Raw genomic sequence first — 2,058 nt, 5'->3', positions numbered from 1 at the left:
AAATTGGTTGCTGCTGCGATTAATGATGAGTGGGATTTCGTCATTATCTTGTGCATTGGAGGTAATATTGATTTGATAGCTACTTACTAGATCATAAGCAAAGGTACCTGCTACCCATGTTGTGACCGTTAGGTGGCTATCTGACTGGTTAGGATCGTTTTTTTTCACTTCGATTTTTTCAATATCGTTAAAATGGGCTTGCCATACCGCTTTGCCCATTTTTGCCAAACTGCAACAGCTTTTGGGCTATTCCGTTATATTGTGCTGTTGTTTAATTTCAGCTAACTCTTCTAATGATGTGGCATTAAACGCTTCAACCATCCATTCGGGCCAGCCTTGACCGTCAATCCTATGGGCTTTAAATGCCGCTTCTTGATCTGATTTATATTCGCCATCATCGATATTGGCAACATCACAAAAAAACATAAAACTATTGATCCACCCCCAAACAAATGTACTACCAGCTCCGGCTCGAATAGGATCTAACATAATATGATCAATCACTTGATGCGTGCCCGGTTGGCACACCATTAGCACGGTCGAGGTTAGGGCATTACGTGACATATTATGAATAACAACACCATGCAAATCATCCCAATCATACTCTTTTATACGGCGTTTTTTCGGTTGTAAAAATACCGCAGGGTGCCGTAAAAACTTAAAGTTAAAAAAGTCACTTTCGTTGACATAGACTTTACCCGTTTTACGGTTAAATATAATGGGACTGCCACGACGGGAAAATAGATAATGATACACTTGGGGAATAACATAATACATAGCGAGACAACAGATAATAAAACCCAAAATTACTACTATATCAATAAATTCTATTTTAGAACTATCATGGTGTACCAACAACCAAAGACATCCAATGATAGCTCCACTCCCACAAATAATAGCAACAAAATAAAGGCAAGCATAAAAAATCTGATCATTGAGATCCTGACGAATAAAGGCACAATAGCTATTATTGGCATAGCTTAAACGACGATCATGCAGGGGCACTAAACGTGGACCTTTATCTAGATCGCCGAACCAACCAAAGATTTGTGGACGGTATTTTGATGGCATGATTACTCTCCTTTTATTTATTCATCGTGAAATTGGTTACTGCTTCGATTTATGATGAGTGGGATTTCGTCATCATCTTGTGCATTAGGGCTGATATTGATTTGATAGCTATTTACTAGATCATAAGCAAAGGTGCCCGCTACCCATGTTATCGCCGTTAGGTGGCTATCTGACTGGTTAGGATCGGTTTTTTTCACTTCGATTTTTTCAATATCGTTAAAATTAGATTGCCATACCGCTTTGCCCTGAGTGAGGTTTTTAAAGGTTTTTGCTTCATAGTGATCCATAAAATAACCTTTGTCGAGGGTCACATATTCTGTGATTTTTAGGGTTTCTTTGGCTTTATCTTCGTTTAGGTGGATTGGGGGATGCGCCTCTACTGAGCCTTTATTTACCCCTGTTGAACTGATATTAAAAAGAGATTCAATCAAATCCTCATCGCTTTGCCCATTCTTGCCAACTAATTTAACTGAAGCCTGTAACGGCTTTTGGGCAATAGTAGCGCAGTTTGGGTATGTTAAATAAAAATAGAGGTGGCGGTGATATAGCTTCATCCCACTAAATGAACTTGTTTTTTTAAAGATGATAAAAGTTTCAATGCCCGATAATGCAACCAAATAATCATTCACCGAATGCCCAAAACCGACAAATGAGTGCTGCTCTTCGTGATAAGCGCCGTATCCCAAATAGGCAAACTCTTTTTGCACCCCAAAATAACAACGGTTTAACCAGTGATCGATAGGGGTAAAATTATCGTATTTTTTGCTGCTTGCAATTAAGTATAAACTCAATAAATGTAAAACAACACCAAAGCCTATAGCCATTCCACTTCCAACTAATAATAGGACAGCACCAAAACCTAGGAATAGAGATCCTACAACTCTATAAACAAAGTATTTTTTATCCTCCATATTCCACATCCCCAAGGCACTTTTTAGCTCGCCTAAGGCTTCAAAAATAGTTATGGCAGCAAAAGCTTTGGCTACG

At 38.7% G+C, this 2,058-nt stretch carries 3 protein-coding genes; all 3 read right to left on the bottom strand.

Features of this window, described 5'->3' with window-relative positions:
• The coding region (locus tag BQ5209_RS10510) for a hypothetical protein (RefSeq protein WP_167370349.1) at positions 1-228 on the bottom strand (228 nt) is incomplete at its 3' end.
• An 18-nt stretch (positions 229-246) separates the two neighbouring features.
• Entirely contained in the window at positions 247-1,071 is an 825-nt protein-coding gene (locus BQ5209_RS10505; RefSeq protein WP_085248769.1) for a DUF6708 domain-containing protein, read from the bottom strand.
• A gap of 17 nt (positions 1,072-1,088) precedes the next feature.
• Positions 1,089-2,058 (bottom strand): hypothetical protein (locus BQ5209_RS10740; protein WP_167370348.1); only part of this gene is annotated, 970 nt, incomplete at its 5' end.

Origin of the sequence: Gilliamella mensalis (genome assembly GCF_900103085.1) — a bacterium.
GTDB lineage: Bacteria > Pseudomonadota > Gammaproteobacteria > Enterobacterales > Orbaceae > Gilliamella > Gilliamella mensalis.
This window is presented reverse-complemented; position numbering and strand designations above follow the sequence as displayed.